The 706-nt window shown below is 62.5% G+C and carries 1 protein-coding gene; it reads left to right on the forward strand.

Annotated elements, in window-relative coordinates:
• The coding region (locus G154_RS26665; RefSeq protein WP_036478566.1) for an Ig-like domain-containing protein at positions 1 to 706 on the forward strand (706 nt) is incomplete at both ends.

Here is a 706-nt window from a genome sequence, read left to right on the forward strand (position 1 = left end):
TGGGCAATGGTCCGAGCAAGGGCACCGTGACGGTCAATGCCGATGGTACGTACACCTATACGGCAACCTCGGCCGGCTGGAATGAGTCGGACACCTTCACGATCGTGGGCACGATCAACGGCCAGTCGATCACCGTCGCCGAAGTATCGCTGGTGCCCAAGGCCAATACCGCGCCCACCGCGCCGCTGTTGGGTGGGGACACCGTGATCGGTGGTTCGGGTATCGCCTCGGGCACGGTGAATGCCTCGGATGCCGACGGGGACACCCTGCATTACAGCGTCGACGGCCCCGGCGGTTCGTCGACGAAGGTGTTGTCCAACGGTGCGATCGTGACCGTGGATGCCAATGGCAAGTGGCATTACATCCCCGGTCTGAACAGTGGTGACCTCGGTGGTTTGGTCTCCTCGATCGCGTTGTCCACCTTCACGATTTATGTCACCGACGGCAAGGGCGGTGAGGCGAGCACGTTGATCACGGTCAACACCCATGAGCTCGATATCCCGGTCACCAAGTCGGGCAGTAATGGCACGGTGACCGGTGGGTTGGGGCTTTCTGCCGGTGAGCAGGGCCTGATGACCTACAGCCTGGGCAACGGCCCCTCCAAGGGCACGGTCACGGTCAATGCCGATGGCACGTACACCTATACGGCGACCACGGCGGGCTGGAACGAGTCCGACACGTTCACCATCGTGGGCACGATCAACGG

It is taken from the genome of Mycobacterium sp. VKM Ac-1816D (assembly GCF_000416385.1).
In the GTDB taxonomy this organism is placed as follows: domain Bacteria; phylum Actinomycetota; class Actinomycetes; order Mycobacteriales; family Mycobacteriaceae; genus Mycobacterium; species Mycobacterium neoaurum_A.